The organism is Yoonia sp. R2331, assembly GCF_041103235.1.
Classification (GTDB): Bacteria; Pseudomonadota; Alphaproteobacteria; order Rhodobacterales; family Rhodobacteraceae; genus CANMYO01.
Window position 1 is genome coordinate 202,765 of record NZ_JBGCUN010000002.1, and the last position, 22,834, is coordinate 225,598.

The following is a 22,834-nucleotide window of genomic DNA, read 5'->3' on the forward strand; positions in this document are numbered from 1 at the left end:
TACCGGTCACTGTCGCTTCAGTTCTTTCTGCAGCGATCATTTATATGGCCTTGACCCGGCTCTGGCCGGCTTCTCGGGCGACTTTGACGCTTGCAGATCGTCCGCCCTCGCAACCGGTTTTTCTGTTTGATGGCACAGAGTTGGTTGATGCAACACCGGGCGGTGCACAGTTGATATCGGACCGACCAAATGGTCTTTCGGAACGGGATGCACTGATCCGCCTGCTGGATCGCGATTTTCCCGAACTCGCCGCAGAGCTTGAGGCACTTGGCCCCGGACAAACCCAAACTCTGACACCGTTGAATGGAACCCCTTTGATGCTGACGCTGACTTGTCATGACGGGCTCAAGCGGATCATCCTGGGTGCGCAGGACGGCAATGATGTTGATCTGCACTATGCCGCGCTCGCCCGAACCGCCTTTGGCGAAGAGCTTGCGATGCTGCGCGACCTGACCAACGCGGCCCCACAATTGATCTGGCGTGAAGACGCTGATGGTCGTTTGATCTGGGCCAATGGTGCGTTTCTGACTTACTCTGACCGCGCCGCAGAAAACGCTGAGATGGCCGATCAGGTCTGGCCCGGCGGAAAGCTGTTCCAAGACCTTAACACTTTCCCGCGCGAGGATGGCAAACCAAGCGTGCGCCGGGCCTCTGTTCAACTGCGCGGTGAAAATTCCGAACATTGGTTCGATGTTACCACGATGCCGCTGATGGGCGGAACCGTCCACTTTGCGGTTGATGTGAACGCGGTTGTCCGGGCAGAGAATACAAAGCGCGAGTTTCAGCAAACGCTGAGCAAGACTTTTGCACAATTGGCGACGGGACTTGCGATTTTTGATGACCAACGCAAGCTGTCGATGTTCAACCCGGCGCTCTTGGATATGACTGGGCTGCCCTTTGAATTTCTAAGTGCCCGTCCAACCATCGAAATGCTGTTGAACCGTATGCGCGACATGCGTCGCCTGCCAGAACCAAAGGACTACACCAGTTGGCGGGAACAATTCACCCGGCTAGAGGCTGAGGCACAAGAAGGGACCTATTGCGAAAACTGGGACCTGCCGGACGGCCAGACATTCCGTGTCACCGGCAAACCGCACCCTGATGGCGCATTGGCCTTCCTGTTCGAGGATATCAGTGCAGAGGTTTCCTTGACCCGCCAATTCAGAACAGAGCTTGAGACCGCTCAGGCGGTGATCGATTCACTGCCCGACGCGATTGCCGTCTTTTCCAACGCCAATACGCTTGTCACCGCAAATGATGCCTATCGCGCACTGTGGGAATCTGAAGACGATGACGTCGTGCACAGTCAAAGCCTGCGCGATGCCATGCAGTCTTGGCGCGACGCCAGCTTGCCGTCACCCTTGTGGCCCCGGCTTGAAGATTTCGCTTCCACCAATGGCCGTCGAGAGCCGTTTTCAGATCGGGTTACCCTTTTAGATGGGCGCCATGCCGAATGCCATGCCCAACCCTTGGCCGGGCGCATGACAATGGTGCGCTTCCAGATCGCAAAACCGAAAGAGCCGGTTCTGGCCCCAATGACCACACGTGCTCACGCTGCAAAGCTGGCCAAACGCTGATTGCACTTGCAGCGAACGGCGTGCTGCATAATCTGCACCCATGTCCGCGCCCCAGACCCGTTCCGTCACATTGCCAGACGAAGATGCCACCGCGCGGTTTGCGGCAGCGATCGCACCGTTGCTGCGCGCTGGCGACACGCTTTTGCTGTCAGGTGAAATTGGCGCGGGCAAATCAGCCTTTGCACGCGCCCTGATCCGCGCGCGCCTTGGCTGGGAAGAAGATGTTCCCTCACCCACATTTACGCTCGTTCAGACCTACGACGATGCTGATCTGACAATCTGGCACTGCGACCTTTATCGCCTGACCGACCCCCAAGAAGTCTTTGAGCTTGGGCTTGATGAGGCGCTTGAAACAGCGGTCTGCCTGATTGAATGGCCAGACCGACTAGGCCAGCAAGCCCCCCCCGGTGCGCTACAACTCAAGTTCACCGCAGGTGATCCGGCGCATCACCTTACCTTGAGCATGCCAGGTAACTGGGCAGAGCGGCTGGATGTCTGACTTGACCGATCCTCTCGCCGGGACGCCCTGGGCGGACTGGCGCCACAGTAAGATTGCGGGTGACGCCTCTGTCCGCAGTTACGCTCGACTGACCGGGGCAAATGATCAAACCGTTGTGCTGATGAACAGCGGTCCCGTTGCGCTCGATCCATTCACCGACATGGCCGTGTTTCTGGCCCAACAGGGGCTTTGCGCGCCCAAGGTGCTTCACCGCGCTGATCCATTTCTGGTCCTCGAAGATCTCGGCCAAACCGATATCGCAAAGGCGCTCGAGGTCGGCGCGTCTGCCAAAACGCTGTATCAAGCTGCGGTCGATGTCGTGGTGCGCCTTAAAGACGTCACGCCGCCGCGCTTGCCGGTCATGACCCCAAAGGTCGCCGGTGACATGGTGCGGATCACGGCCACTCATTACGCACCACAAGCCGATGCCGACGTCTTGGCGCAATGTGTGACACGACATTTCGACAGTCTGGTCGACGCACCTGACGTCTTGGCGCTCCGTGATTTTCACGCCGAAAACCTGATCTGGAGGCCCAATAACTCTGGCACTGATCGTATTGGGCTTTTGGACTTCCAGGATGCCTTCATCGCGCCGCCGGGATATGATCTTGCGTCTTTGCTACGCGACATTCGTCGTCCAGTCGCACCGGACGTTGTGGCGCAGATGACGGATTATTATTGCACCCAAACGGGTTCCCCGCGCGACAGCTTTGCGCCCCAGTTGGCCTCCCTAGGTGCCCAGCGCAATCTGCGCATCCTCGGGGTGTTTGCCCGTCTGATCCGAGAGGATGCAAAGCCGAAATATCAGGCCCTGATGCCGCGCGTTTGGGCAAATCTAATGGCAGATCTGGATCATCCAGCGCTTCAAGATTTGCGTGCAGTTTTGGTCTCTCAGCTGCCGACACCAGCTCAGGCAGGCTTTGCATGACGACTTATCCGATCCTCCTATTTGCTGCCGGGCTGGGCACGCGCATGGGCAATCTGACCCGCGACCGCCCCAAGCCGTTGATCTCCGTAGCCGGGCGCAATCTGCTAGACCACGCTTTGGATTTGACCCGCTCACCATGCGTCGGGAGGCGTGTGGTGAACTTGCACTACAAGGGCCAAATGATCCGGGACCACCTTGCTGGGCAGGATATCCTGTTTTCTGACGAAACTGATCTGCGCCTTGAAACCGGCGGCGGGCTGCGTCAGGCGCTGCCGCTGTTGGGTGGCGACCCTGTTTTGACCTTGAACACAGATGCAGTTTGGCGCGGCCCCAATCCGATCGACGTACTGTGCGCCGCTTGGCGCGATACGATGCAATCTTTGCTGCTGGTGGTTCCGCAATCGCGCGCGATCGGGCACCCCGGCAAGGGCGATTTCCTGATTGCCACGGATGGACAGCTTTCTCGCGGCCCTGGCCCGATCTACACTGGACTGCAACTGACCCGCACAGCCGAGCTGAATGACATTCCGGACATCGCCTTCTCAATGAACGTCCTGTGGGACCGCGCTGCTTCACAAGCTGGCCTTTTTGGCGTCGAATACCCCGGTCACTGGTGCGACGTTGGCAAACCTGACAGCATTCCCCTGGCAGAGGAATTGCTAAGCCGCCATGTTTGACCCGATCGACACCCCCCGCGTCTTTGGCACGCCACCCGGCGCAGATTTTCCTGTCTCACTTGTGGATGGGTTAACCGCCCGCGCCGACGACCTCGCGCGCACCGTTGTCTACGTCAACACAACCCGAATGCAACGCCGCATCCGTGCGTTGTTTGACGCAGGCCCTGCACGGCTCTTGCCGCAGGTTCGCCTTGTCACCGATCTGGGGTTCGAGGCGACGCAGGCCGGTATTCCCATGCCCGTTCCCGCGCTACGCCGCAGGCTAGAGCTTTCGACGTTCGTCGCAGCCCTGTTGGACAAGGAACCAGACCTTGCGCCACGATCTGCACTTTACGATTTGTCCGACAGCCTCGCCAACCTGATGGAAGAGATGCACGGCGAAGGCGTATCACCCGACGCGCTGTCAATGCTGGACGTCACCGACCAATCCGGCCACTGGCAGCGCGCCCTGCAGTTCCTGAACATCCTCCGCCCCTTCTTTGATGCCGATGATCGCCCGCCGGACGCGCAAGCACGGCTTCGGCGTGTGGCGACTCAATTGGCCGCCCGCTGGCAGGACAAACCACCGGATCATCCCATTATCGTTGCAGGTTCAACGGGCTCGCGGGGTGCGACGCAGGTTTTCATGCAAGCCGTCGCGCGTCTGCCGCAAGGTGCGCTACTACTGCCCGGGTTTGACCCCGATCTGAAAACCTATTGGTCCGCGCTGGACGATCCGCTGACGGCAGAGGATCATCCGCAATTCCGATATCGCCGCTTGCTGGATGGCCTTACCATGCGACCCGAACAGGTCGGGCAATGGATCAACATGCCCGACAACCCGCGCAACCGGCTGATTTCACTATCACTTCGCCCCGCACCGGTGACAGATGCATGGCGCGCGGAAGGGCCTGCGCTGGGCGACCTGACACTTCCGACCAAAGATGTGACATTGGTCGAGGCCGAAAGCCCAAGGGCAGAGGCAGAGGCAATTGCCCTGCGTCTGCGCCAAGCCGCACAAGATGGGCAAACCGCCGCGTTGATCACACCCGACCGCAACTTGACCCGACAGGTCACAGCAGCACTTGACCGTTGGGATATTACACCAGACGACAGCGCGGGCGTCCCATTGGCGCAGACTGCTTCTGGCCGCTTGCTGCGCCACGTGGCCGATCTGATGGGGCAAATCGCAACGGCCGAGGCATTGCTGATCCTGCTCAAACATCCGTTGACCCACGCAGGTGAAGGACGCAACACCCACCTCCTCCGCACCCGGCGGCTTGAAATGCGCCTGCGCCGCTACGGTCCACCATTTCTAACCGCCACGGATTTGACCGATTGGGCGACGGGCGAAGCGGAAAAAGACCCTGATGCCGTGCCTTGGGCACAATGGATTGGTACGATCCTGACCGAAGCCGCAGCAGATGAAGACGCCACTTTGTCGGATCATTTGGCGCGCCATACGGCGCTGGCCGAACGTTTGTCCGCCGGTTCCAAGAATGACACGGGCCCACTTTGGGACGAAAAGGCGGGTCGCGAAGCGCGCAGCGTGTGTGACATGATCGCGCGTGACGCCGACGCAGCCGGACCGATTTCTATCGCAGACTACCGCGCCCTTTTTGGCAATCTGCTCAGCGCAGGCTCTGTCCGGGATCGCGACCTTGGCCACCCCGGCATTCTGATCTGGGGCACGCTCGAGGCGCGGGTAGGCGGCGCTGATCTGGTCATCCTCGGCGGGATGAACGACGGCACTTGGCCCGAAACGCCATCACCCGATCCATGGCTGAACAGACAGATGCGGCTTTCTGCCGGCTTGCTGTTGCCTGAACGTCGCATCGGGCTTTCTGCACATGACTATCAGCAGGCCGTCGCGGGCAAAGAGGTGTGGATAACCCGCGCCAAACGATCTGCTGACGCCGAAACCGTGCCATCGCGCTGGGTCAACCGTTTGACCAACCTTCTGGCTGGGCTGCCGGACCAGAACGGCCCCGATGCATTGACGGCAATGCGCGCGCGCGGCCAAGACTGGCTTGCGATGGCGGCCGCCTTGAACGCCCCTGCCGCCGATGTCCCCCGTGCCACGCGCCCGTCGCCGCGACCCCCGGTTGCGGCACGACCCAAATCGCTGTCGGTCACGCAAATCAAAACACTGATCCGCGATCCTTACGCGATCTATGCCCGCAAGGTCCTGCACCTGAACAAACTCGATCCGCTTCAGCCCAGCGCCGACGCGCCGTTGCGGGGCGAGATCATTCACAAAATCCTCGAGGTTTTCATTTCGGAACGCCATGACGCTCGCGACCCCGCTGCGTTGACACGGCTACACGACATCGCAGTACATGAATTGGAACTTCACTGTCCATGGCCCGCGGTGCGCTTGCAATGGTTGGCCCGGATGGAACAGGTCGCAGCTGCGTTTCTTACGGACGAGGCAGCACGGCAAGACGCGGCGACCTTCAAACTGGCAGAAGCCAAGGGCGAAATTGGCGTCGGTCAGACCGGCGTCACGCTGACCTGCAAGGCAGACCGCTTTGACGCGACGGATGACGGCAAGGCGTTGATCTATGACTACAAGACTGGTGCCGTGCCAAGCAAACTCCAGCAAGAGCTTTTCGACAAACAGCTCTTGCTCGAGGCGGCGATGGTCGAACAAGGTGCCTTTCCAGAACTTGGCCCGATGCCAGTTGCCGGGGCAAGCTTTCTAGGTGTGTCGCGCGATACCGTCACCACGCCAGCGCCCCTGGCCGATTATCCGGCGCGTGAGGTCTGGACCAACTTCGTTGCTCTGATGCAGCGTTGGCAGCGGCCAGATCGTGGATATTCTGCCCGTTTGGCGATGTTTTCGACCACGGATCACAGCGATTTTGACCACCTTTCACGGTTTGGCGAATGGGATATCAGCGACGATCCCGAACCGGTGGACCTGACATGATCCGTGATGAGGCCAGCCAACGTCAGGTCGACGCGGCCAACCCTGTCGCCTCAACCTGGCTGACGGCGAATGCCGGCTCGGGCAAGACCCGGGTTTTGACGGACCGCGTCGCGCGCTTGTTGCTAGGTGAGACCGCGCCGCAAAACATCCTATGTCTGACTTACACCAAGGCCGCCGCGGCTGAGATGCAGAACCGCCTGTTTCAACGTCTGGGTGACTGGGCGATGAAAGATGATGCCGATTTACGCGACCAACTTGCCCAACTCGGCGTCGATCAATCCCTTGATGCAATTTCGCTGTCAAAGGCCCGCACGCTGTTTGCCAGCGCGATCGAAACCCCGGGCGGGTTAAAGATTCAAACGATCCACTCTTTCTGTGCCAGCATCCTGCGCCGTTTCCCGCTCGAGGCCGGGGTAAGCCCGCAGTTTCAGGAAATGGAGGATCGCGCCGCCGTCTTGTTGCGCGCGGAAGTGGTCGATGCGATGGCCCAAGGGCCTGACCGCCCTGTCGTATATGACTTGATGCGACATTTCACAGGCGCTGAAATTGACAAGCTACTGGCGGAAGTGACCAGCAGGCGAAAACACTTTGCGTCACCGACACAGATTGACGATCTGCGCGCGGCCTTGGATCTGCGGCCTGATCAATCCGCTGATGCTCTCATCAGCGAGGTTTTCAGCCGCGACAATCAAGAGATCATTACCGATCTGATCAATGTGCTGCGAACAGGTGGCACCAACGACAACAAGGCTGCCGACAAACTTGCGAAACTCTCGCTCAACGCACCGGGGTTCGACGATCTGGCCATATTGGAATCCACTTTTCTTTTCGGTGAGAAGGCGAAAACCCCATATGGCGCCAAGATTGACAGCTTTCCGACAAAGGCCTTGCGTGCCGCTCATCCTGAACTGATCGACGCGTTGATCGTGTTGATGGAGGAGGTGGAAGCATCGCGCGACACGCGCCTGACGCTCCAGGCTTTCGAACGCAGTCGCGTGCTTCACAACTTTGCGCACCCATTCGTCACCCGCTACGCGGCCCAAAAGACGGCCCGTGGATTGTTGGATTTTGACGATCTGATCGACAAGGCGGCAGCGCTCTTGACCGATTGGCGCGTGGCGCAATGGGTGCTTTACCGGCTGGACGGCGGTATCGACCACGTCTTGGTGGACGAAGCCCAAGACACCAGCCCCGCGCAATGGACAGTGATTAAGAACCTGACGCAGGAACTGACCTCTGGCGTGTCAGAGCGTGACGGAAATGCACGCACAATCTTTGTCGTCGGTGACAAAAAGCAATCAATCTATTCGTTCCAAGGTGCCGATCCGCGCGAATTTGACCGCATGCAGGCGCACTACGATGCTGCCCTCGCACCACCCGGGCCGGGGCTGCGATCCACCGACTTGCGCCACTCATTCCGGTCGTCGCAGGCGATCCTTAGCACTGTTGATGCCACGTTTGCTGATCCTGATAAGCGCGACGCAATTGGACACGACGAATTTCACATCGCCTTCAAATCCGAGATGCCCGGGCGCGTGGACCTTTGGCCCGTCATCGAAAAGACGGAAGAACCGGAAAAAGACAAAGACGCCTGGTACAATCCCGTCGACCAACCACAGACCAGCCATCATGACGTGCAGATGGCCAACCAGATCGCCGGTCAGATCAAGCGCATGATCGCCGATGAGTACCTGCCGACAGATAAGGGACGCAGACACATCACCGAAGGCGACTTTCTGATCCTTGTGCAGCGCCGTAGCACCCTCTTTTCCGAGATCATCCGCGCCTGCAAGGCCGCAGGCCTGCGCGTCGCCGGTGCTGACCGGTTCCGCGTAGGCGCTGTGCTGGCCGTGCGCGACATTGCGGCTTTGCTGAACTTTCTTGCCCTGCCCGATGACGACCTCAGCCTTGCCGCCGCCCTGCGGTCCCCTTTGTTTGGCTGGTCCGAACAGGATCTTTACACACTCGCACACCACCGCCCCGCCAAAGGTGTGCTGTGGGAAGCGCTGCGCAACTCCAGCCACCAACAGACCCTTGCAATCCTGCATGATCTGCTGAAACAAGCCGACTTCCTGCGCCCATACGACCTGATCGACCGCATCCTTGTGCGCCACGATGGCCGCCGCAACCTGCTGGCCCGGCTTGGCACAGAGGCCGAGGATGGCATTGATGCGCTGCTGTCGCAGGCGCTGGCGTTTGAAAGCATGGGCACACCCAGTCTGACCGGCTTTCTGTCGTGGATGGATACGGACGATCTTGAAATCAAACGCCAGATGGACAACCAGGGCGATCAGATCAGGGTGATGTCTGTACATGGTTCAAAGGGGCTTGAAGCTCCGATTGTCATCCTCCCCGACTGCGCTGCCCGCAAGACCGACGTGAAAGACGAAATCCTGATTGCGGGTGAAACGGCGCTTTGGAAGACCAAAGCCGCCGATGATCCCCCAGCCATCGCTGACCAACGCGCTGCCAAGGTCGCAGCGCTCAAGAATGAACGCCTGCGCCTGCTTTACGTCGCCATGACACGTGCGGAAAACTGGCTGATCGTTGGTGCAGCAGGCGATCTGGGCAAAGACGGCGACAGTTGGCACGATCTTGTCAACATCGGCATGGCTCAAGTCGGGGCCAACGATGCGCTGGCCGGTTCACTCCCGATCTTGCGCCACACCCATGGCGAGTGGGGTGCTGGTCATCTGCAACACGCGACTGACCCGTTGGTCACCAAAGTGGAATTGCCTGACTTCACCCCCCTGCCAGAGGTCACGCGGGATGCGACCCTATCCCCCTCTGATCTCGGCGGAGAAAAGACCGTACCCGGTGACCCCGCACAGGCGGATCAAGAAGAGGCGCTAGCCATTGGGCGTAGCTTTCACCTTTTGCTTGAACACTTGCCAACAGTTCCAGCGGCCCAACGCCGCGATATGGCGGCGCGCGTGATGGCCGCCGCGCCCGATGTGCACAGCGAAGCAGTTTCACAAGCCCTGATCGCCGACGCCATCACCGTGCTGGATACGCCCGCCCTTGCACATATTTTTGCGCCCGATGCCCGCGCAGAGGTCGGAATCACCGCCAACTTGCCCGACCTTAACGGCGCGCGCATTCATGGTGCGATTGACCGTCTGATTATAACTGACACGCATATTCTGGCAGTTGATTTCAAAACAAACCGCAAGGTGCCGCCCAGCGCGGAGGAGGTTCCCGAAGGATTGCTGCGGCAAATGGGGGCCTATGCTGCTGCTTTGGCTCAGATTTACCCCGATCGCCAGATCGACACCGCGATCTTGTGGACCCGTAGTGCCACGCTGATGCCGCTTCCGGCACAAATTGTTGCAGCCGCTCTCGCCCGTGTGACGACATCTTGACCCCGGACCTAGCCGTCCTTAGGTTCCGCACCTGACCCTATCCTATTGGAGAATACTCATGGCCACCGTTGCTGTCACCGATGCCACATTCGACGCCGAAGTGCGCCAGTCTGACATCCCCGTTGTTGTCGATTTCTGGGCCGAATGGTGCGGCCCCTGCAAGCAAATTGGCCCGGCACTGGAAGAACTGTCATCCGAAATGGAAGGCAAAGTAAAGATCGTCAAAGTGAACGTTGACGAAAATCCAAACTCTCCTGCTCAAATGGGCGTGCGCGGCATCCCGGCACTGTTCGTGTTCAAGGGCGGCGAAGTGATCTCTAACAAAGCTGGCGCTGCCCCCAAGGCCGCATTGCAAAGCTGGATCGAATCCTCGATCTGATCCAAACGACCACAGGTTTGAGGGCGTCCCAAACCGGGGCGCCCTTTTTGATGGGATAGCTGACAGTTTGGTTCGTTGGCTCTAAGCTTTCCGAAACGGAGAGTTTGACATGACGAACCCTGTACACGGTGGTTGCAAATGCGGATTGGTCCGATTTCAGGGCTTTCAGTTCGACGCACCTATGTTTCGCTGTCATTGCCGCGATTGCCAACAACTGACCGGAACCGGTCATTCTGAGATGGTGCCGCTGGAACGAAACACATTCCAAATCGACGGCCCTTACAAAACCTTTGAAATGCAAGGTGGCTCAGGTCAGTCCACGTTTAGCGGTTTCTGCACCAACTGCGGTTCACAATTGACCCGACGCAGCGAACGATCAAATGACCGGATCTATGCGCACGCGTCTTCGCTGGATGACCCGGGAAGACATGCGCCCACGCGCTCAATCTACATCGACGCCGCCCAACCTTGGGACCAAGCATCAATCATCAAGCCGTCGACCTGATCAAACCGGCCAACCGTGGCCGCGCAGCACGCTCTTGATCCGTTCTTTTGCGTTGTCCTTGCCTGCATTGATCGACATCTGCTGCAGGAACCACCACATGTAACCGGCATAATCCGGTTGCCGGTTTACGGCGTCAAAGGCGGCATCTTCTCCGTCGCGCATCACGCTGCCCGCAATGTGATGAAAATCTATCTGCCCGAACAGAACCGCCGGTTTGCGGAACAAGAATCCGCTAAAGGCTGCGCTTGAGTTCATCGTCACCACAAAATCGCAATCCCGCAGACACAGCTCCATCGGGCGTTCGATGATCTCGACCTTGGGGTGGCGTCCTATCACTTTGGCCAGCGCCATGCGGTCGGCAGACGTGTAGTCTTCGTTGGGGTGCAATGTTGCGATGATCTGATGATGCGGAAAGCGTTGCGCAGTCAGTTCCAGCATTTCAACCGGGCTGCACCACTGAAATGATCTGCGTTGCCGGATCAGACCCTGAAGCGGCACATAGATCATCTTTTGGCGCACGGCGTTTGACGGTTTTTGCTGATACAGCCGCCGACCCCAAAAGTTGAAAAAGCGATCCGCTTCGGCCCTGTCCACCTGTGCGGGATCAAACTCGGTCAAGGCCACATCCCATTCCCACCGCTTCGACGACGCCTCGATCTGCCAGAACGGATAGAAATAGGCTCGCCGCATCGTCAGTGCGCGATCGTGGTTTGGCTGATCCATGTGAAAAAGCGCATATCCGGGCCGCGTTTCGGCCCGCAGACGGGCCACCCCGGTGTTCGGCGTGTATTGCGGGTTCAGCCCTGCCTCTTGCAGAACGGATGCGACCAGCCCGATGAAATTATGCTCTCCCTTCTGGGCGCTTTCCAGCAGCCCGGGCTCTAGGTAAAAGGTCACATCATCGGGCTGTTCCATGCGCGCCACGCTAGGTGGCGGCTAACCGGGGTTCAAGTCCCGCCCTTGTTTGCTGCAATTCTTGCGTCCATATAAACCGCAACTGCGAAAAAGGGCGAACAATGGCTGAAAACGAATTCCCGGGGTGGCACGGCACCACAATCATCGGTGTCCGCAAGGGCGGGCAGGTTGTGATCGCGGGCGACGGGCAGGTCAGCCTTGGCCAGACCGTGATCAAAGGCACCGCCCGCAAGGTCCGACGTCTTTCGCCGGGTGGTGACGACGTAATCTGCGGCTTTGCCGGGTCCACCGCTGACGCCTTTACCTTATTGGAACGGCTGGAAAAGAAACTCGAAGCGACACCGGGCCAACTTGCCCGCGCCTCGGTCGAACTTGCCAAGGACTGGCGTACCGACAAATACCTGCAAAAGCTCGAGGCGATGCTGATTGTCTCGGACGGCAAGGATCTGTTCGTGATCACCGGTGCCGGTGACGTGCTAGAACCCGAACATGACATCGCAGCCATTGGATCGGGTGGCAACTATGCCCTTGCAGCGGGCCGCGCCCTGATGGACAGCGACAACGATGCTGAAACCATCGCCCGCAAAGCAATGGCCATCGCCGCTGATATCTGCGTCTACACCAACGGAAACCTGACCGTTGAAAAAATCAGTTAACCCGCGCCACCGACAGCGGCACATTCGCCGCCCGACACCAGACGTAAACCTCGTTGTAGTCGTCAGTGTTGATGCCCGCCGGCACCGTATAGGTCGACCCGCCACGCATGGCCTTCAATTCACCCATGAAGGTGTTGGGATCATAGGTGCCGTCCTTGCCCAGACCGACAACCGGGTCCGGCGCATTGTCGAGAAAGAAGTCATCCAGCAGGCTGACAGTATCGCCCGCAATCTCGGCCGTGCCAGAGGACGTATGCGTCGAACGTCCTTCCAGCTGGCCCAATCGGCCATGTCCACCGGCAAGGGCCGGGGCGGCAAACATACTCACTCCGGCTGCTATGAATGTGCGGCGATGCATCGTGTTTCTCCTGTCTTGGTTTCTACCATGCTAAACCCTTCCGCCCACAGCACCTACAGCGCAAACGGATTTGTGATCCATGCTTGACCCGTCCGACATCAAAGCATCCGTGGCCGCAGGCCTGATCACAGAGGCGCAAGCCGCCAATATGGCCGCCCTTGCCCATAGCCGAAAAGGCGCGCGCGAGAACCTGTCGCCGGGCGACGAACCGTTCGAGCTGTTTAAAGGCTTCAACGAGATCTTCATCGTCGTGGGCCTTGGCATCCTTGCAACGGGCTGGGCGCTTGTTGTCGGCTCAATCTACGTCGCCGAAATCAACAACCCGCAACAAGAGGCGGTGTATTTCGGGCTTCTTGGTGCGGCGATCCTTTGGGGGTTGTCGGAGTACTTCGTCCGTCGCCGCCGCATGGTGGCCCCTGCTATCGCGCTTTCGGTCTTGTTTGCGGGAAATGCCGCGCTGGCGCTCACGGTCTACTTTGCCCAACCATTCATGGTCGCACAGGACGATTTCAGCAGCTTGCCCATGCCCTTCGCACTCGGCACTGTGGCCTTGTTGATCTACTGGATGCGCTTTCGGGTTCCATTCACCATGGCAATGATCGCCGTTGGGCTTTTCATCGTGGCGATGCTGATGGCTGCGACAACATCCGGCACCCCACAGGACGTGTCCGACTTGTTTCTGTTGTCCGCAGGCGGACCTTTCGCCTTTATCACTTTGGCGCTGGGACTTGCGGTTTTTGCTGTTGCGATGGCCTTTGACATGTCCGACCCACACCGCGTGACCCGGCGCAGCGCCAATGGGTTTTGGCTCCACGTTGTGGCCGCGCCTGCATTGGTTAACACCATGGCGCTGACTCTGCTGGAACAGGAAACCCAAACCGCCAATCTGATCTTGCTGGTGATCCTTGCGCTCTTTGCGCTTGTTGCAATCGTTATTGACCGCCGGTCATTCCTGATTGCCGCCATCGGCTATATTGTTGCCATCGCAGCAACCGTCTTTGACGGCGCGGGCGCTGCTTGGACCATTCTTTTCCTTGGCATGATCCTCTTGCTGCTCGGCGCGTTCTGGGAACGCATCCGCGCATTTCTTCTGCGGCTGATGCCCGGCTTTGTGCCGCTGCATCGCCTGCCCCCATCTTCCTACGTCAGGACCCAAAAATGACCGACCTCACCCCCCGCGAAATCGTGTCCGAACTGGACCGCTTTATCATCGGCCAAAAAGACGCAAAACGTGCCGTCGCCGTCGCTCTGCGCAACCGCTGGCGGCGCAAGCAACTGGGCGATGACCTGCGGGACGAAGTTTATCCCAAGAACATCCTGATGATCGGGCCCACCGGCGTCGGCAAAACCGAAATTTCGCGCCGCTTGGCGAAACTAGCGCGCGCACCCTTTATCAAGGTCGAGGCGACGAAGTTCACAGAGGTCGGCTATGTCGGTCGCGATGTAGAGCAGATCATCCGCGACTTGGTCGAGGCCGCGATTATCGACACCCGCGAACACATGCGCGAAGATGTGAAAGCCAAGGCAATCGAACAGGCAGAGGATCGCGTGATCACCGCCGTTGCTGGCACCGATGCCCGCGACAGCACGCGCGAGATGTTCCGCAAAAAGCTCAAAGCTGGCGATCTGGACAACACCGTGATCGAGCTTGAGCTGGCCGATACCTCCAACCCCTTTGGCGGTTTCGAAATCCCCGGCCAGCCGGGCGCAGGCCAGATGGGTGGCATGATGAACCTTGGCGATATCTTCGGCAAAATGGGCGGGCGCACCGTCAAAAAGCGGATGACCGTCGCCGAAAGCTATGAGGCCTTGATCGCGGACGAGGCTGACAAACTACTGGACGATGAAACCGTCACCAAAGCCGCACTTGAAGCGGTCGAACAGAACGGCATCGTTTTTCTGGATGAGATCGACAAGGTCGCTGCCGGCCAGGACCGCAAAGGCGCTGACGTGTCACGTGAAGGTGTGCAGCGCGACCTGCTGCCGTTGATCGAAGGCACAACCGTCAGCACCAAGCACGGGCCAATCAAAACCGACCACGTCCTTTTCATCGCCTCCGGCGCATTCCACGTCGCAAAACCGTCAGATCTGTTGCCGGAATTGCAGGGCCGTCTGCCAATCCGTGTAGAGCTGCGCGCACTGACCGAAGACGATTTTGTCCGCATCCTCACCGAAACGGACAACGCCCTGACGTTGCAATACTCTGCACTTATGAAAACCGAAGAGGTCACAGTGACCTTTGCCCCCGACGGTATCGCCGCCCTCGCCAAGATCGCGGCAGAGGTGAACGAAAGCGTTGAAAACATCGGGGCCCGCCGACTTTACACCGTAATCGAGCGTGTGTTCGAGGACCTGTCATTCTCAGCCCCAGACCGCGCGGGCGATGAGATCACGATTGACGCGGATTTCGTCGAGGAACACCTGGGCGAACTCGCGCGCAGCACGGACGTCTCGCGCTACGTTCTCTAAGCCGACCGCCTTCAACTTATTGCGGGCTTCGGATTGATCCGGGGCCCACACAAACTTGCGCTTCCCTCGGGTCGGAAAACCTGAAACCAAAGCGGCATGTCTTACCTCAACTTCCTGCGCGACAATTGGTCGTTCCTGCTTGCCGGAGTGATCCTGACATTTTCGTCGTCTTACGGGCAGACGTTCTTCATCTCGATCTTCGCAGATCAGATCAAAGCAGCGCATGGGCTGACCGATGGCGGCTGGGGCTTGTCCTATACCATCGCCACCACAGCCTCTGCCGTTCTGATGATTTGGGCGGGCGCTTTGACCGACCGTTTTCGCATCCGCGCTTTGGCAATTTTTGTGATGATCGGCCTCGCGGTGGCCTGCCTGATGATGACGCAAGCGCCCGCTGTTTGGTGGCTAGTGCTGACCGTCTTTCTGTTGCGCTTTACCGGACAAGGCATGTTGTCACATCTCGCCGTAGTCGCGATGGCCCGTTGGTTCGTTGCCACCCGTGGTAAGGCATTGTCCATTGCCAGCATCGGTTTTTCGATTGGCACCGCGTTTTTGCCAATCATCTTTGCGGCCCTCTTGCTGACAACCGATTGGCGCATCCTGTGGCTTATCTGCGCTGCGGTCCTGCTCTTGACCATTCCTGTGGTCACGCGGCTTTTGCGACAAGAGCGGACCCCCCAGTCCATGGCCGAAGAATCCGAAGCGCTCGGCATGGACAGCCGCCATTGGACACGGGCAGAGGTGTTGCGCCACCCTGTGTTCTGGCTTTTGGTTCCCGCCCTTCTCGGCCCGCCCGCATGGGGCACGGCCTTGTGGTTTCAGCAGGTGCATATCGCCGATGTCAAAGGGTGGAGTCACGTCGCCTTTGTCGCCCTCTTCCCGCTGTCCACCGCCGTGACCGTTGCCGCGACCTTTGGGTGCGGTTGGGCGATTGACCGGTTCGGCTCTGCCCGCATTCTGCCGTTCTACATGCTGCCCTTCGCCGTCGCCTTCTTTGTGATTGGTGCGGCATCCACGATCTTTATGGCGGCTGTCGGGTTGGCGGTTCTGGGGATCGGACAAGGGATACAATCCACACTCGCCAGTGCATTCTGGGCAGAATTTTTTGGCACCCGACACCTTGGCGCGATCAAGGCCGCGGCCGGGGCAATCATGGTCTTTGGGTCAGCGATTGGACCGGGCATCTCTGGTGTCATCATCGATCTGGGCGTTAATTTTCCGACGCAAATGATCTGGCTGACATTATATTTCCTGTTTGCAGCCGGGTTGTGCATGGTTTGTGCACGCATTGTGCATCCCCGATTAACGCGCCCGCTTTAGGTAAACATAGAACGCGCCGTCACCACCGTGGCGGATATGCGCAGGCCGGATTTCCAGAATCTTCGGACCCAGCGGCGGCAACCTTAACCATTGCGGCACATAGCGCCGCAAAACCCCGCGCTGCCCCGGCTGCGCCTGCATGTTGCCCTTGCCAGTGATCACCAAAACCAGCCGTTTGCCATCGTCAAAGGCGTTATAGATGAATTGCATCAGCGCTGGATGCGCCTGATCAAGTGTCATCCCGTGCAGGTCAATCCGCGCCTCTGGCTTCAGCTTGCTGCGGGACATCTTGCCAAAGGCCTTGTGGTCCATCTGTACTGGCGCTTGTCGCAGGGCCTGCCCCAGTCCGGGCAAGACATCGTCCTCGCGTCGTGGATTTGACTTGGCGCCAACTTCGAAAAAGGGAAGAGATTCCTTAGGCTTGGCCGGGGTTTTCACCAGCTCAGGCTCTGCTTTGGGTTCTTGCAGTTTAGGATGCATCGGTTCGACCCGGCGGGCGACCTGATCCCAAATCGCCCGATCTTCTGGCGAAAGGTGGCGTGGCTTTCTCATTCCAGCGGCTCTGTCACCTTGGACAGCGCATATTCAACCGGCATCAGAACAACCATCCGGCCACCGTCCTTGATGTTACCCGCCTGACGCCCGGCCTCTGGCCCTGTACCAAAGAAGATGTCAGCCCGCTGCGCACCCTTGATCGCGGAACCTGTGTCCTGCGCGATCATCAATCGCCGCATCGGATCATCACCGTCTTTTTCGATCCAGACCGGGGCGCCCAGCAGGGTGATCGACGGATCGACCGCAATCGACCTCAGCGTCGTGATCGACCGGTTCATCGCCCCCAGCGGCCCTTTTTCTGACGGTATTTCGTTCACTTCGCGAAAAAAAACGTATGAATCGTTCTGCCACAGCAGCTCCCGCCCCTCTTCGGGATTGTCTTTCACCCAGCCCTTGATCGCGTCTGCGGAAACCTCGTGTGCAGCGAACGCGCCCCTTTCGACAAGCTTGGCCCCGACAGAGGAATAGTCCCGCCCGTTCTTACCAGCATAGCCGACGCGAATGACCTCGCCGTCCGGCAACCTGATACGGCCCGATCCCTGGACTTGCAGAAAAAACAGCTCGACCGGGTCAGCCAGCCAGGCGATTTCCAGACCCTTTTCGGCCAGCGCTTCGTTTTCTTCGATCTCGCGGCGGGTCAGATAGGGTTGCCCCTCGACCAAGTCATCAGGCAAGCGGTAAATTGGGTGGGCGTAAGCCTCTGACCGGCCCAGATCGCCTGCAATCTCTGGCTCAAAATAGCCGGTGAACAACATCGGATCACCGTCTTCGATCAGCACCGGCTGAAAGAACGTCTCAAAGAAATCGCGCGCGGCTGGCCCGTCTTTGGCAAAGGCGCATAAGCGTTGCCAGTCCGTCCGGGGGATATCGCCGCAAGTTTCCGCAAAAACGGATAAGGCTGCGGCATGATCATCCGCAGCCCATCCATCAAGTTCGTCAAAGCTTAGAAACGTATAGTTCGGTTCGGCCACGGCTGCCCCCGTTAACGCCAAGGTCGCCGCAAGCGCGCGGATCATGCGTCCGTTGCAACCAGCCGCCAGTTCGGGTTGTCGCTGCCCATTTCACGGGCAAAGGTCCAGACATCCTTTTGGCGCTTGATCTCGGTATCGTTGCCTTCGATCACATCGCCCGCATTGTCGCGGACCTGCCATGTCATCTCACCGGTGAAGCGGACGGTCAGTTCGGCCTCTTTCGTGGCCTCGTCGAATGTCGCTTCGTTGAGACCCAGATCACTGATGCCAACAAACTGTGCCTCAATTGTCAGACCCTCGGCCTGACGCTGATCGACAACCTCGCTAAACGCTTCAAACACGTCTTCGCTGATGAACGGAGTCACATCAGACAAATCACCCCGCTCGAACGCCATCAAAATCATCTCATAGGCACCGCGGGCGCCTTGCAAGAATTCGGTCACGTTGAACGACGGATCAACCGATTTCATTTTGGCCAACGCCAAAGCGGTATCACTGCCCTCTGGGGCGTGGTCTGCGATATCGTGATCAACGCCACCTTCAATCACTTCAAACCCGCGACGATCCACCGCACGTTCCGACTGTTTCGGGATCGGCGGCTTCTCAAAACCCTCGCGGGTACCCAGCACAGACCGCAAGCGGACGATCAGGAAAATCGCGATCGCAGCAAGGACCAAAAGCTGTATAATAGGTGCGTTCATCGTCGCCTCTTTCTGTTGCGGCATGGAAACCGCCGTGTTGGGTTCTTATGTAGGGTGGCAACGGGGCCGAGTCCACTGCCCCACCTGTCACAATAAGGAAACCCAATGCCCCTTTTGGCGCTGTTCATTGCAATTCCGTTGATCGAGATCGCCTTGTTCATTCAAGTCGGCGGATGGCTGGGTCTGTGGCCAACGCTTTTGATCGTGGTTGTGACGGCGATCATCGGGTCAACTTTGGTCCGGCAACAAGGTGCGCGGGAAATGGCCCAATTGCGGTCCAGCTTCAGTGAATTGCGCGATCCGTCGGAATCCCTGGCCAATGGTGCCATGATCCTGTTTTCCGGCGCGCTTTTGCTGACACCGGGGTTTTTCACCGACATCGTCGGGTTCGCTCTGCTGGTCCCACCGGTGCGGGCGCGGGTCTATCAATACCTGCGGTCGCGCGTGAAAGTCGCCCGCTTTGAAATGGGCCCACAATCTGCCCAACCCCGCCCCGGACCCCGCGACCGTGTCATTGATGGCGAGTTTGAAGAGGTTGATCAGCCGCAAAAGCCAACCCATGAACCATCTGGCTGGACCCGCCATTAGCATTGAGGCTCGTCCCGTCCCCTGCTAAGAGCGATCCAACCTAGCATGACGGAGAGCACAATGGCCGAAGACGACGCCAAACCAGAAGAGGCCGCAGCAGCTGCCGCCCAGCCGCAACAGATCACCAGCAAGGTGCTTGCACAATATGTGCGCGATCTATCGTTTGAAAACATACTGGCCCAAAAGGGTGTGGGTGGCGATGCGCAGCCCGAAATCCAGGTGCAGGTCAATCTGGACGCTCGCAAGCGCGGCGCCGACAACCAGTACGAAGTCATTACCAAGCTGAACATCACATCCAAGACCAAGGAAAAGGGCGAGCCGCTTTTCGTGTTGGAGCTTGAGTATGCTGGTGTTTTCCAAATCGAAGGTGTGCCAGAAGAACAACTGCACCCCTATCTGCTGATCGAATGCCCGCGCATCACATTCCCATTTGTGCGCCGCATCGTATCGGATGTGTCGCGTGACGGTGGCTTCCCGCCACTGAACCTCGAACAGATCGACTTTTTGGCGCTTTACCGCGCTGAGCTGGCCCGCCGTCAGCAGGACCAGCAAAAGGTCAACTAAACCGCTTCCAAAGCGCGCTGTCGCCCAACTGGTCCACAAAGGTGGCATGGGCGGCGGCCTCTTCTTCGGTCAGCCGTGACGGCAGCGGGGTTGGCCGCGCCGTTGGCCGCCAGTCTTCGGCAGTTTGCGCATTTGACTTGGCTTCTGTCTGCGCCGACAGGGCAAAATCTGGCTGACGACCACCAATCAGTTCCAGATAGACCTCTGCCAGAATTTCACTGTCCAGCAGCGCGCCATGAAGCGTCCGGCTAGAGTTATCTATGCCAAACCGGCGACACAGCGCATCCAGCGAAGCAGGTGACCCGGGAAAGCGCCTGCGTGCGATGGCAAGTGTATCTAACGCCTGATCCATCGGCAAAAGCGGGCGGTTCACCCAGCCAAGTTCGGCATTCAGGAACTTCATATCAAAAGCGGCGTTATGGATGATCAGCTTGGCGTCGCCGACAAAATCCACAAAGTCCTGTGCAATGTCTTTGAAGACCGGTTTGTCGGACAAGAATTCATCGCCCAACCCATGCACGGCAAAGGCTTCTTCAGGCATCGACCGCTGCGGATTGATGTACTGATGGTATGTGCGCCCTGTTGGCACATGACCCATCAACTCAACAGCGCCAATTTCAACGATCCGGTCGCCCTCGCCCGGTTCAAATCCGGTCGTTTCTGTATCCAGCACGATTTCACGCATTCAACTTGCCCCTGATGTCCGCGATAATGGACTGCACGGCTTGCCGTGCGCCATCCATTGTATCTGTCTGGATGATGTAGTCAGCCCGCGCACGTTTGTCAGCATCTGGCATTTGGCGGTCGCGGATCATGTTGAATGCGGCCTCTGTCATCTCGCCCCGACCCATGACGCGCGCTTTCTGTGTTTGTGCGTCCACCGAGACAACAACAATTGCATCGCATAGACCCTCGGCCCCTGATTCAAAAAGAAGTGGAATATCAAGAAGAACGATATCCGCCGCTTGCGCGGCAAGAAACGCCGCCCGGTCACGCGCGACAAGCGGATGCACCTTGTCCTGAAGCCGGTCTAGGGCCTTCGGATCATCAACAATCCGCTGCCGCAGTTTCGGGCGTGAAACCTGATCATCGTCAATCGCATCGGGAAACAATTCGGCTACAACTTCAACAGCGGCACCACCTGGCGCATAAAGCTGATGAACTGCGGCATCGGCATCCCACACTGGCACACCCGCTTCTGCAAACATTTGGGCCGTTGTGCTCTTGCCCATCCCGATGGAGCCGGTCAGACCCAGAACAAAGCTCATCCGATGACGGCTTTGCGTAAGGCATCATCCACTTCGGGCCTGACGCCAAACCAGCGTTCAAAGCCTGGAACGGCCTGATGCAGCAACATGCCCAACCCATCAACAACCGTGCAGCCGCGGCGTTCTGCCTCGGCTAGAAGTTGGGTCCGCAAGGGCGCATAAACGATGTCCGTCACTACGGCATCCGGGCGCAAACCGTCCAGAGGCACCCGAAGTTCGGGCTGACCTGTCATGCCCAGAGAGGTTGTATTCACAACCGTGGTTGCGTCTTCGAGCATGTTGCCAGCCTGAACCCAATCCACAACATTGATCCGCGTACCAAACTCAGCGCGCAGCGCATCCGCTTTTGGACGAGTGCGGTTGGACAGCAGGATTTCTGGCACGCCTGCATCGGCTAGCGCGCAAATGATCGCCCGTGCAGCACCGCCAGCACCAAACACAGCCGTTGGCCCGGCTTTTGGATCCCAATGCGGCGCACCTTGCCGCAGGTTGGCAATGAATCCATAGCCGTCCGTGTTGTCCGCGTGGACTTTGCCATCTTCGCGAAAGATCAGCGTATTGGCCGCACCAATCAAGATCGCGCGGTCACTGATGTGATCGGCAAGCTGCATCACAGCGACCTTGTGCGGAAGCGTGACATTCGCGCCGACAAATCCCATCTTCGGCATTGCGCGGATCACCTCTGCGAGATCCGTATCCTCCACCTTTAGCGGCAGATATTGGCCACGGATGCCGTAGCGACGCAGCCAATGGCCGTGCACCTTAGGCGATTTGGATTGGCCGATCGGGTTTCCGATCACACCGGCAAGGGGGGTGGCAGGTATCATCCCGGCAGTGTTCCGCGCAACGTCAGATATGACAAGAGCTCTAATAGGGGCAGGCCCAGTACAGTGAAATAATCGCCTTCGACCCGGTGAAACAACCGTGCACCTTCTTGTTCAAGCTGATATGCGCCGACCGCGTGGCGAATATCCTCCCAATTGCGGGCGACGTAGTCTTCAAGATAGGCATCAGTCGCATCACGCATATGCAGCCGAACGACACCGACATGACGCCAAACCGGACGCCCTTCACCAAAAATCACCGCCGCCGATAACAATTGGTGTGGACCACCGCGCAACTGCTTGAGCTGGTCAAGGGCATCATCGGGATCACGTGGCTTTGAAAATGTCGTTTGCCCGTGCGCCAGTACCTGATCGCAGCCGATGACCAAGCCCTCGGGATGGCGCGCTGCGACTTTCAAGGCTTTCATTTCCGCCAGCGCATCGGCAATATCACGGGGCTTTGCGGCTTCTGCCTGCAACGCGGATTTCATCGCGTCTTCGTCTACGCGCGCAACATCAACCGTGAAATTGACACCAGCGTTGCGCAGCAAAGTGGCCCGAATCGAAGAGCCGGAAGCGAGGATGATCGGTTCAGCCATGTGGATGAAATCCGGGATAACCTTGGGTGTTCATGGGGGACAGGTTTGGGATGAAGATGGGTTGAATGCAAGGCCTGCGGATAACCGGCTACTTCCAGATGCGTTCAGGTGAATTTATCTCCTTGGGATAAGGATAAGTCGGGGTGTGCAAAACTTTGATAGTTTGGTGAGGTCAAGGGGAGAGGTAAGGAAATTTGGCGGCTCTGTT

Annotated in this window: 23 protein-coding genes; 14 read left to right on the plus strand and 9 right to left on the minus strand. The window is 58.5% G+C overall.

Features of this window, described 5'->3' with window-relative positions:
* Positions 1-83: 83 nt before the first annotated feature.
* The 8 genes from AB3Y40_RS15750 to AB3Y40_RS15785 all read left to right on the plus strand — a co-directional run bounded on the left by AB3Y40_RS15750 (position 84) and on the right by AB3Y40_RS15785 (position 10,838).
* Positions 84-1,577: a PAS-domain containing protein gene (locus AB3Y40_RS15750; protein ID WP_369439831.1), complete on the plus strand. Its 1,494-nt coding sequence runs from the start codon at positions 84-86 to the stop codon at positions 1,575-1,577.
* A 40-nt stretch (positions 1,578-1,617) separates the two neighbouring features.
* The gene (tsaE, locus tag AB3Y40_RS15755; RefSeq protein WP_369439832.1) at positions 1,618-2,076 is read left to right on the plus strand and encodes a tRNA (adenosine(37)-N6)-threonylcarbamoyltransferase complex ATPase subunit type 1 TsaE; all 459 of its coding nucleotides are present in this window, start codon (positions 1,618-1,620) and stop codon (positions 2,074-2,076) included.
* Positions 2,069-3,004, plus strand: a complete 936-nt coding sequence (locus tag AB3Y40_RS15760; RefSeq protein WP_369439833.1) for an aminoglycoside phosphotransferase family protein — start codon at positions 2,069-2,071, stop codon at positions 3,002-3,004. The genes tsaE and AB3Y40_RS15760 overlap by 8 nt, the downstream gene beginning before the upstream one ends.
* Complete coding sequence (locus tag AB3Y40_RS15765; protein ID WP_369439834.1) at positions 3,001-3,681, plus strand: nucleotidyltransferase family protein; 681 nt, start codon at positions 3,001-3,003, stop codon at positions 3,679-3,681. Before AB3Y40_RS15760 ends, AB3Y40_RS15765 begins: the two co-directional genes overlap by 4 nt.
* Positions 3,674-6,592: a double-strand break repair protein AddB gene (gene addB / locus AB3Y40_RS15770; protein WP_369439835.1), complete on the plus strand. Its 2,919-nt coding sequence runs from the start codon at positions 3,674-3,676 to the stop codon at positions 6,590-6,592. Before AB3Y40_RS15765 ends, addB begins: the two co-directional genes overlap by 8 nt.
* Complete coding sequence (gene addA, locus AB3Y40_RS15775; protein ID WP_369439836.1) at positions 6,589-9,954, plus strand: double-strand break repair helicase AddA; 3,366 nt, start codon at positions 6,589-6,591, stop codon at positions 9,952-9,954. Before addB ends, addA begins: the two co-directional genes overlap by 4 nt.
* Positions 9,955-10,012: 58 nt before the next feature.
* Positions 10,013-10,333, plus strand: a complete 321-nt coding sequence (gene trxA, locus AB3Y40_RS15780) for a thioredoxin (protein ID WP_369439837.1) — start codon at positions 10,013-10,015, stop codon at positions 10,331-10,333.
* Positions 10,334-10,442: 109 nt separating this feature from the next.
* The gene (locus AB3Y40_RS15785) at positions 10,443-10,838 is read left to right on the plus strand and encodes a GFA family protein (protein ID WP_459553997.1); all 396 of its coding nucleotides are present in this window, start codon (positions 10,443-10,445) and stop codon (positions 10,836-10,838) included.
* Here the strand turns inward: AB3Y40_RS15785 and AB3Y40_RS15790 are convergent, their stop codons facing one another.
* Positions 10,839-11,753, minus strand: coding sequence for a capsular polysaccharide export protein, LipB/KpsS family (locus AB3Y40_RS15790; RefSeq protein ID WP_369439838.1), 915 nt, complete (start codon positions 11,751-11,753; stop codon positions 10,839-10,841). It abuts the gene before it with no gap.
* Between the two features lie 101 nt (positions 11,754-11,854).
* Between AB3Y40_RS15790 and hslV the strand changes: the two genes are divergently transcribed.
* Positions 11,855-12,409, plus strand: coding sequence for an ATP-dependent protease subunit HslV (gene hslV, locus AB3Y40_RS15795; protein WP_369439839.1), 555 nt, complete (start codon positions 11,855-11,857; stop codon positions 12,407-12,409).
* On the opposite strand, the gene AB3Y40_RS15800 is transcribed toward hslV, so the two are convergent.
* The gene (locus tag AB3Y40_RS15800) at positions 12,402-12,767 is read right to left on the minus strand and encodes a DM13 domain-containing protein (RefSeq protein ID WP_369439840.1); all 366 of its coding nucleotides are present in this window, start codon (positions 12,765-12,767) and stop codon (positions 12,402-12,404) included. The genes hslV and AB3Y40_RS15800 overlap by 8 nt on opposite strands.
* 79 nt (positions 12,768-12,846) lie before the next feature.
* Between AB3Y40_RS15800 and AB3Y40_RS15805 the strand changes: the two genes are divergently transcribed.
* From AB3Y40_RS15805 to AB3Y40_RS15815, 3 genes are all read left to right on the plus strand, one after another.
* Complete coding sequence (locus tag AB3Y40_RS15805; RefSeq protein ID WP_369439841.1) at positions 12,847-13,929, plus strand: hypothetical protein; 1,083 nt, start codon at positions 12,847-12,849, stop codon at positions 13,927-13,929.
* Positions 13,926-15,236: an ATP-dependent protease ATPase subunit HslU gene (gene hslU, locus AB3Y40_RS15810; RefSeq protein ID WP_369439842.1), complete on the plus strand. Its 1,311-nt coding sequence runs from the start codon at positions 13,926-13,928 to the stop codon at positions 15,234-15,236. Before AB3Y40_RS15805 ends, hslU begins: the two co-directional genes overlap by 4 nt.
* A 96-nt stretch (positions 15,237-15,332) precedes the next feature.
* Positions 15,333-16,556 (plus strand): MFS transporter, encoded by a 1,224-nt coding sequence (locus AB3Y40_RS15815; RefSeq protein ID WP_369439843.1) that lies wholly within the window; start codon positions 15,333-15,335, stop codon positions 16,554-16,556.
* Here the strand turns inward: AB3Y40_RS15815 and AB3Y40_RS15820 are convergent.
* From AB3Y40_RS15820 to AB3Y40_RS15830, 3 genes are read right to left on the minus strand one after another with little or no spacing between them, the layout of a single operon-like run.
* Complete coding sequence (locus tag AB3Y40_RS15820; RefSeq protein WP_369439844.1) at positions 16,539-17,108, minus strand: Smr/MutS family protein; 570 nt, start codon at positions 17,106-17,108, stop codon at positions 16,539-16,541. The two genes, AB3Y40_RS15815 and AB3Y40_RS15820, sit on opposite strands and share 18 nt — an antisense overlap.
* Positions 17,105-18,127, minus strand: a complete 1,023-nt coding sequence (gene mltA / locus AB3Y40_RS15825) for a murein transglycosylase A (protein ID WP_369439845.1) — start codon at positions 18,125-18,127, stop codon at positions 17,105-17,107. Before mltA ends, AB3Y40_RS15820 begins: the two co-directional genes overlap by 4 nt.
* Positions 18,124-18,783, minus strand: coding sequence for a Tim44/TimA family putative adaptor protein (locus tag AB3Y40_RS15830; RefSeq protein ID WP_369439846.1), 660 nt, complete (start codon positions 18,781-18,783; stop codon positions 18,124-18,126). The genes mltA and AB3Y40_RS15830 overlap by 4 nt, the downstream gene beginning before the upstream one ends.
* Positions 18,784-18,888: 105 nt before the next feature.
* Here AB3Y40_RS15830 and AB3Y40_RS15835 point away from each other — a divergent pair, with 105 nt between their 5' ends.
* Both AB3Y40_RS15835 and secB read left to right on the plus strand, forming a co-directional pair.
* Positions 18,889-19,371 carry an FxsA family protein gene (locus AB3Y40_RS15835; protein WP_369439847.1) on the plus strand — a complete coding sequence of 161 codons (483 nt, stop codon included), beginning with the start codon at positions 18,889-18,891 and terminating at the stop codon, positions 19,369-19,371.
* 60 nt (positions 19,372-19,431) lie between these two features.
* A complete protein-coding gene (gene secB / locus AB3Y40_RS15840; RefSeq protein WP_369439848.1) occupies positions 19,432-19,935 on the plus strand; it encodes a protein-export chaperone SecB in 504 nt (167 codons plus the stop codon).
* On the opposite strand, the gene dnaQ is transcribed toward secB, so the two are convergent.
* From dnaQ to AB3Y40_RS15860, 4 genes are read right to left on the minus strand one after another with little or no spacing between them, the layout of a single operon-like run.
* Positions 19,928-20,620, minus strand: a complete 693-nt coding sequence (gene dnaQ / locus AB3Y40_RS15845; protein WP_369439849.1) for a DNA polymerase III subunit epsilon — start codon at positions 20,618-20,620, stop codon at positions 19,928-19,930. The genes secB and dnaQ overlap by 8 nt on opposite strands.
* Positions 20,613-21,203: a dephospho-CoA kinase gene (gene coaE, locus AB3Y40_RS15850; RefSeq protein ID WP_369439850.1), complete on the minus strand. Its 591-nt coding sequence runs from the start codon at positions 21,201-21,203 to the stop codon at positions 20,613-20,615. The genes dnaQ and coaE overlap by 8 nt, the downstream gene beginning before the upstream one ends.
* Complete coding sequence (locus AB3Y40_RS15855) at positions 21,200-22,030, minus strand: shikimate dehydrogenase (protein WP_369439851.1); 831 nt, start codon at positions 22,028-22,030, stop codon at positions 21,200-21,202. Before AB3Y40_RS15855 ends, coaE begins: the two co-directional genes overlap by 4 nt.
* Positions 22,027-22,626: a Maf family protein gene (locus tag AB3Y40_RS15860; RefSeq protein WP_369439852.1), complete on the minus strand. Its 600-nt coding sequence runs from the start codon at positions 22,624-22,626 to the stop codon at positions 22,027-22,029. Before AB3Y40_RS15860 ends, AB3Y40_RS15855 begins: the two co-directional genes overlap by 4 nt.
* Positions 22,627-22,834 lie beyond the last annotated feature (208 nt).